The organism is Rhizobium aethiopicum (assembly GCF_900094625.1).
GTDB classification, from domain to species: domain Bacteria; phylum Pseudomonadota; class Alphaproteobacteria; order Rhizobiales; family Rhizobiaceae; genus Rhizobium; species Rhizobium aethiopicum.
Window position 1 is genome coordinate 315,995 of the sequence record NZ_FMAJ01000008.1, and the last position, 7,152, is coordinate 323,146.

General features: G+C 59.0%; 6 protein-coding genes and 1 pseudogene. 3 read left to right on the forward strand and 4 right to left on the reverse strand.

Annotated elements, in window-relative coordinates; translation table 11 throughout:
• Window positions 1–205 precede the first annotated feature (205 nt).
• Both GA0061105_RS19300 and GA0061105_RS19305 read right to left on the reverse strand, forming a co-directional pair.
• Entirely contained in the window at window positions 206–877 is a 672-nt protein-coding gene (locus GA0061105_RS19300; protein WP_208601667.1) for a potassium channel family protein, read from the reverse strand.
• A complete protein-coding gene (locus GA0061105_RS19305) occupies window positions 870–2,207 on the reverse strand; it encodes a TrkH family potassium uptake protein (protein WP_342587649.1) in 1,338 nt (445 codons plus the stop codon). The genes GA0061105_RS19300 and GA0061105_RS19305 overlap by 8 nt, the downstream gene beginning before the upstream one ends.
• Window positions 2,208–2,638: 431 nt before the next feature.
• Between GA0061105_RS19305 and GA0061105_RS19310 the strand changes: the two genes are divergently transcribed.
• The 3 genes from GA0061105_RS19310 (at window position 2,639) to GA0061105_RS19320 (ending at window position 6,160) form a co-directional block, all read left to right on the forward strand.
• Window positions 2,639–4,402, forward strand: coding sequence for an adenylate/guanylate cyclase domain-containing protein (locus tag GA0061105_RS19310; protein WP_092752241.1), 1,764 nt, complete (start codon window positions 2,639–2,641; stop codon window positions 4,400–4,402).
• A 283-nt stretch (window positions 4,403–4,685) separates the two neighbouring features.
• The gene (locus GA0061105_RS19315; protein WP_092752243.1) at window positions 4,686–5,327 is read left to right on the forward strand and encodes a DUF1326 domain-containing protein; all 642 of its coding nucleotides are present in this window, start codon (window positions 4,686–4,688) and stop codon (window positions 5,325–5,327) included.
• A gap of 8 nt (window positions 5,328–5,335) precedes the next feature.
• Complete coding sequence (locus GA0061105_RS19320; RefSeq protein ID WP_092752245.1) at window positions 5,336–6,160, forward strand: DUF2182 domain-containing protein; 825 nt, start codon at window positions 5,336–5,338, stop codon at window positions 6,158–6,160.
• 175 nt (window positions 6,161–6,335) lie between these two features.
• Here the strand turns inward: GA0061105_RS19320 and GA0061105_RS19325 are convergent, their stop codons facing one another.
• Window positions 6,336–6,527, reverse strand: coding sequence for a DUF6494 family protein (locus GA0061105_RS19325; RefSeq protein WP_064692131.1), 192 nt, complete (start codon window positions 6,525–6,527; stop codon window positions 6,336–6,338).
• A gap of 490 nt (window positions 6,528–7,017) precedes the next feature.
• Window positions 7,018–7,152, reverse strand: a pseudogene (locus GA0061105_RS33425) (IS110 family transposase); the annotation flags it as partial.

Below are 7,152 nucleotides of genomic sequence, written 5' to 3' on the forward strand. Positions count from 1 at the left end.
GTCGATGTCGCCTCAACTCATTGATTTCGGGGGAGCAGGGACTTGTTTCTTCAGGATTGCTGGCTCAAGTCCGCTCAAGAGCAGCAATATGACCGCTTTGCGCCAGAAGCGGCTGTCAGGGAGACACGCAACTCGGATCGACGCTATCCTTCGACAGCTCGTCAGGCCCCGCACCGTTCGGTTCTCATCCTGAACAAGCATTCGGTCATTTCAATGCTGCGAACTTCTCGACCATGGCAGTTGGTCCAGAGACGATCAGCAGGTCGCCTCGCTCGACCATCGTCTCTTGCGTCGCATAGGTGAAGTCCTGATGAGGCCTCTTCACCCCCACCACGGTCACCCCGTGCTTCGTGCGCACCCCCGACTCGCTCAGCGTCTTTCCCGTTGCTTCGGCGGGCGCGGTGGTCTTCACAATTGCGAAGCCGTCATCAAACTCGATGAAATCGATCATCTTTCCCGTCACCAGATGGGCAACACGCTCGCCCATCGCCGCTTCCGGATAGACGACGTGGTGTGCTCCGGTTCGCTCGAGAATTCGTCCGTGGTTCGGGCTTAACGCCTTCGCCCATATATCAGGCACGCCAAGCTCGGAGAGCGCGAGGACCGTCAGCACACTTGCTTCAAGGTCGGTCCCGATCGCGACTACCGCATGGGCGAAATCCTGTACGCCGAGCTTTCTCAACGTGTCGGCATTCGTGCTGTCTGCCTCGACGACGTGGGTCAGCCGATGGGACCAGTCTTGCACCAGCTGGGCGCTTTCGTCCATGGCGAGGACGTCGTGCCCAAGGAGGACGAGGGACTGCGCGACCGCAGTTCCGAAACGGCCAAGGCCGATGACAACGACGCCGTCACCCGTGAAAGCCGAATTTTTAGCCAACGATTGGGCGCTCCTCTGGATAGCGGTAGGGGACATATCTTTCCTTGAGCGCCAGGGCGCTCGCCACCGTGATGGTGCCAACCCTTCCGACGAACATCAAGGCGACGATCACCAATTGCGCCGATGGCGGAAGATCGGCGGTGATGCCGGTGGAGAGGCCGACGGTAGCGAAGGCCGAGATGACCTCGAACAGGACGGCTTCAAGGGAAAAATGCGTGACGCTCAGGACGAAAAGCACGCCGGCTCCAATGGCACCGAGCGCCAGGAGGACCACGGTAAGCGCCTGCCGCTGCACATGCCGGCCGATCCTGCGCCGGAATATGTTCGAGTCCGCATCTCCGCGGATTTCAGCCCAGACAACGACACCGAGAAGCATGAAGGTCGTGACCTTGATCCCGCCGGCCGTGCCGGCGCTTCCGCCGCCAATCAGCATCAGTGCGTTGCTCAGCGTCAGCGTCTCGGTGGTCATCTTGCCCACGTCGACCGAGTTGAAGCCGGCGGTGCGTGTCATCACCGAATGGGTCATGGCGTTGAGCAATTTGTCGGGCAAGCTCATCGGGCCCAGAGTTGCCGGATTGGTCCATTCGTAGGCGGCAACCGCAACAAATCCGACTATGAGCAGGATAGCGGTGCCGACAAGCGTGATCTTGGCGTGAACGGAAAATCGCGAGGGATCGCGCACACCCTGCGGCAGTTCGAAGAGAATGGGGAAACCCAGGCCGCCGATGACCACTGCAAGCATAATGGGACCAAGGATTGCCACATCGCCCGCAAAGCCCATCAGGTTGTCCGAAAAGGTGGAAAAGCCGGCATTATTGAATGCGGAGATCGATTGGAAGAGGCCGTGCCAGAAGCTTTCCAGCCAAGGGAGCCCATAGCCGAAATGGAAGCGGAGCATGAGGACCAGTGCGGTAACCGCCTCCACAGCGAGAGTAACCGTCAAGATCAGCCGCAGCACGCTCTTGACATCGCCAAGGCCTGAACTCCGGGTTTCGGCTTGCGCCACCAGGAGATTTGACAGCCGGAGTTTCTTTGTGACCAGCAGCCCAAGGAGAGTTGCCCCGGTCATGATGCCGAAACCGCCGACCTGGATCAGCGCGAGAATGACGCCCTGTCCGAAGCCGGACCAATAATGGGGCGTGTCGTGGACGATGAGGCCTGTCACGCAAACGGCTGAGGTCGCCGTGAACAGGGCGGAGAGGAATGGCGCACCGGCCGGTCCGCTGCGAGAGATCGGCAGCATCAAAAGCAGTGTGCCTATCGCGATGGCGGCCAGGAAAGCAATCGGTACCATTCGAGCGGGATGTCGAATCGATTGCGGCACATTCACCTCTGTTTCTCAGAAGGGTCTTCACCCCAATATGGCCGTTCGCGGCAGGACACTCCTACAGCGAGCTGGGCGCGGGCAAAAGAGGCGATTGCACAAATGATGGGGCGGGCGCTCCTGCTTCCATCGATAACAAGCTGCGTATATGGGACCTCGTCACGCAAGAGTCGAGGAACTGTGGTTGGATAGCCGATCAGCATCTTCATTCGGAAGAAGGCAAAGCAGTCCAACTCGAAGTGACGGAGCAGACGAAAACAGCACTCTGGGCATTGTTTCCGTCGGTCAGGAGGACCGGAGCAAGCTTTCGCTTTCCTGCCAGAGCTGACGGCGTCGATGTCGCCTCGAACATGAAGGAACGCCAAATTCGATAGGAGATCGCATCATATTCCGCTAAAATGTTGCGGTCTGGCCAATGCGTTACCCTTGGTGCTTCCATGAGACAGAAGCTCGCTGCAGTTCTGGCGCTCGATATGGCGGGTTACAGCCGACTCATGGAAGCCGACGAAGCAGGCACGCTTGCCCGCCTGCGGACCCACCGAATTGAATTGATTGATCCAGCGGTCGCCAAGAACGATGGTCGTATCATCAAGACGACGGGCGACGGTATGCTGGTCGAGTTTCAAAGCGTGAGTGACGCGGTGCGTTGTGCCGTCGAAATACAGCAGCGCATGAAGCGGCGCAACTCCGACGTCGCCACGGACCGGCGGATCGAGTTCAGGATCGGCATAAATGTTGGTGACATCATATTCGACGACGGCGATATCTTTGGCGATGGAGTGAATGTCGCCTCTCGGGTCGAACAGCTCGCCGACGTCGGCGGCATTTGCATCACAGCGGCGGTTGCGGCGCAGATCGCCGATCGGCTCGAAGTATCGATCGAAGACTTGGGCGAAAAGGTGCTCAAGAACATCAGCCGCCCGGTGCGGCTCTATCGCATCGGCATCGATGAGGAAATTGCTGCTCACCCGGCGGTGAAAGAAACGTCTCAGAGGCGACGTACGAACACCAAGCCATCAATCGTGGTGCTGCCGTTCGACAACATGAGCGGTGATCCCGATCAGGAGTTCTTCGCCGACGGCCTGACTGAGGACATCATCACGGAACTCTCTCGCCACCACGAGCTCTTCGTGATTTCCCGAAATTCCAGCTTCGTCTACAAGGATAAATCGACCAATGTGCGTGAAGTCGCCGAGAAGCTTGGAGTCCAGTACCTTGTAGAAGGCAGCGTGCGAAAGATCGGAGACCGGCTGCGCGTCACCGTTCAGTTGATCGATGCGGTCAACGACACACATATCTGGGCCAACAAGTATGATCGTAAGCTCGACGACGTCTTTGCCATTCAGGATGAGGTGACGGCCTCAATCGCGGCCACACTTCCCGGACGCGTCGAGGCGGCCCAGCGCGACCACTTGTCCAGGATGAAGCCGTCGAACATGGTCGCCTATGAATGTGCCCTTGCCGCGAAGGTCTTACATCACCGAAGCACAGCCGAGGACAATTTGAAGGCCCAGGCCTTCATCGACAAAGCAATTGCACTCGACCCCGGATACGCCCACGCCCATGCGTGGCGAGCGTGCATCCTTGGCCAGGCGTGGGTGCACGGCTGGTGCGAAGACAAGGACGCCACCTGGGAGCAGGTGACTAGCGAACTCGACAAGGCACTGGCTCTCGACGACAACGATGCCGACGTGCACCGCATTCTCGCCGCAGTCCGCGTCAGCAGCAACCAGCTTTCGGAGGCGCAATATCATCAGGAAAGGGCTCTTTCCCTCAATCCGAATTACGACTTGGTCGTCGTGCAGCAAGGTGAACTTCTTACCTGGCTCGGGCGGCCGGAAGAGGGCATGGACTGGATACGCAAGGCGATGCGGCTCAACCCCCATCATCCCGAACGCTTTTGGAGCCACCTGGCAAAGGCCCATTTCGCAGCCCGACAGTATGACGAGGCGCTCGAGGCGTTCAAGCGCTTGTCGACGATGGATCATGAACAGCATGCCTTTGCCGCGGCCTGCCACGGCTGGCGTGGCGACGCCGACAGCGCGCGCTCCCATTTGAAGAAGGTGCGAGCACTCGCGTCGGATTTCGACGTTGAGACTTTTCTTTCCACCCTGCATTACGCGCAGGATTCCAATGTGCAGCACATGCGGGATGGGCTCGTCAGGGCGGGTGCGACGGACCGCGCTGTTTCGAAGACTTGAGCCGCAAGAAGCAGCTAGGACAAGCGAAGCGTCCACCTGGTAGATTGGCCTTGACGGCCCCCTTCGCGAGCGTCATGTCCCGCGCGTTCAATGGCAATGGGGTATCGGCAGCAGGCGACCGCCTGCGCCTCGTGAACTCGTACCCGGTCTGGAGAAGAGGCAACTTCCGACGGCAGCGCACACATCTCTTCCTGCGCGCCGGCGATCGTCATACCCTACCGCGAACATTAAATTAGTGATATCTTTATTAGCGGTCATTTAGATCAACGGGGGAGGCTTTGTCATGACGCCTTGGGAGATCGATGCGCTTGCGATCACCAATTGCAATTGCAGCTCCGGATGCCCCTGTCAGTTCAACTCGCTGCCGACGAACGGTAACTGCGAGGCTGCGGTGGGATTCGCCATCAAATCGGGTTTCTACGGCGATGTTAGGCTGGACGGCGTGAAGATGGCGTTCACCGCCAAATGGCCTGGTCCGATCCATCTCGGGAACGGGACGGTCCAACTGATCGTGGATTCAAGTGCCACTCCGGCACAACGCGACGCCGTCGCGACCATCGTCTCCGGCGGCGACACCGAGGATATGGCGACCATGTTCTGGGTGTTCAGCAAGATGTCTCCGAACAAGCTCGACGTTTTGACCAAGCCGATCGATCTGGAGGTCGACGTCGAGAAGCGGACGGGCCATGTCCGGGTCCTCGATGTCTTTGAAATGGACATCCAGCCTATCCGTAATCCCATCACCGGAGCCGAACACCGCGCCCGCATCAACTTGCCGCATGGCTTCGAATACCGGGTGGCCGAGATTGCCAGCGGCACGACCAGGACATTCGGCATGATGTCGCTCGAAAACAACAAGGATAGCCACGCCCATATCTGCCGGGTCTACATGAACGGCCAGGGCGTCATCGAACACGCCGCCTGAGAACACCCATGGCGCAGCCAACAGTCGAACGTATCCTCGGACGCGACCGGGCCATCGTGGTCGTGTCGCTAGCGCTCTGCGTTGCCCTGTCCGCCTGGTACATCCTCGACGGAGCGCGGACGGGCATGTCTCCCGTGGAGATGTCCGTCGAGACCGGACCCGGCGGGGCGCTGCTTGCGGGCACCGACGACATGATCAGCCCCCAAGCGTGGTCGGTGCGCTATGGTGTGATCGTTTTCGCCATGTGGTGGCTGATGATGGTCGCCATGATGGTGCCGAGCGCGGCGCCGACCATCCTGCTCTATGGAGCGCTTCATCGAGACCGTGGCGCGCGGGGGGCGCTCGAATTTCTTGCCGGCTACCTGGCAATGTGGGCCGCGTTCAGCCTTGTGGCGACCTCTGTTCAAGGTGTTCTTGCCGCAAGCGGCTTGATGTCCGCCATGTATATGAACCTTGCGACCAGCTATTTGGCCGCGGCAGTCCTCATCGGCGCTGGGCTGTACCAACTTTCGCCCGTCAAAGCCGCATGCCTCGATCACTGCCGGGGTCCAGTCGAGGCGCTCATCCGCCATCGCCGGACGGGCAGGGCCGCTGCATTCCGCATGGGCCTGGTCCACGGTCGATTTTGCATCGGTTGCTGCTGGGCATTGATGATGCTTTTGTTCGTCGGCGGGATCATGAACATCTGGTGGATCGCCGCCATCGCAGTCTATGTAGCCGTGGAGAAGCTCGCTCCTGCCGGAAAGAACGTCTCCCGCATCATGGCGGCGGTGCTGGTCATAGCCGGGATGGCTCTTCTCACGACATCTTTCGCTGATCTGATGTGGACCTAGCGACGACTGGAATCTCGTCTTCAGCATCGGGCCTTAGTTCAAGTTGTAGCGTAGAGTGGATTCAAAAATCCTGTTGCTCGGCTCTAGTTCTTCCAACTCTAGCAAAGCAGCCGCGAGCGAGCATCAAATGGAGGGCGCCGACGGCCGGTCGACGTCACTTAATCAATTCCCCGGCCTATGGAAGTTCTATCTCACCCTCCACCACGTGGTTGAGGCCGCTGCCTTCGGCCGTCAGCGTCATGCGAACTCTCAGCTTCTTGCCGTCGATTTGCCCGTTACGCACCGTCTCCTCGATCTTACGCTGCGAGGTCACGCCGACTTCCTTTAGGAACTTGCGGATCGACATGTTGAAGGCGTCTTCGCTCATGGCGGAACTCCTCTACATCCGAAAGAGATTGTAACGGAAGGAAAGTGGTCGGGGAAGCTATCGAGAGTTGGTGAAGTACATCAGGGAGCTCTGACCTTATGGGCGATGGCGGCAATATCAGCGAGCTTTATCGGATACAGGCGGAGCTGCGTGGTCATTTGCCGGACACGATGCTCGAGCGGAGAACTGGGCGACCGTCGCGTCGCTGATCGAGACCTGCATGTGTGGATGGCTCCCGTGATGCAAGAGGCTTTTTTGAGTGATGCGCGAAAGTCGGCAGCTTGCATGTGTCCGGCCTACATAAAGGCGGCATACTTGGCCGCCGGCCCAGATGAGATTCGCGGATCGGGTCCATAACAAGCTCTCGCGCTCGAAGCGCCTACAAGTCTACTGGGTGTTCCGATCTCGTCTAACAACTGTCGCGTCATCTTTCCATTCAGCGCCGTTGCACCACCACCGTCAGGATTCGGCTGATCCTGGCGATAGATACTTATGCCGGTCGATAAGTCTCCTCGCGCGTCATCACCGCCCAAATGATCCTTGCCATTTTGTTTGCCAAGGCAACTGCCGCGAGTTTGATAGGCTTGCGAGCGATAATGCGCCCCAGCCAACTTTGAGCGAAGTT

Coding starts and splice junctions, on each gene's coding strand:
- GA0061105_RS19310 (WP_092752241.1), top strand. CDS start 2,639: ATGAGACAGAAGCTCGCTGCAGTTCTGGCGCTCGATATGGCGGGTTAC.
- GA0061105_RS19315 (WP_092752243.1), top strand. CDS start 4,686: ATGACGCCTTGGGAGATCGATGCGCTTGCGATCACCAATTGCAATTGC.
- GA0061105_RS19320 (WP_092752245.1), top strand. CDS start 5,336: ATGGCGCAGCCAACAGTCGAACGTATCCTCGGACGCGACCGGGCCATC.
- GA0061105_RS19325 (WP_064692131.1), bottom strand. CDS start 6,527: ATGAGCGAAGACGCCTTCAACATGTCGATCCGCAAGTTCCTAAAGGAA.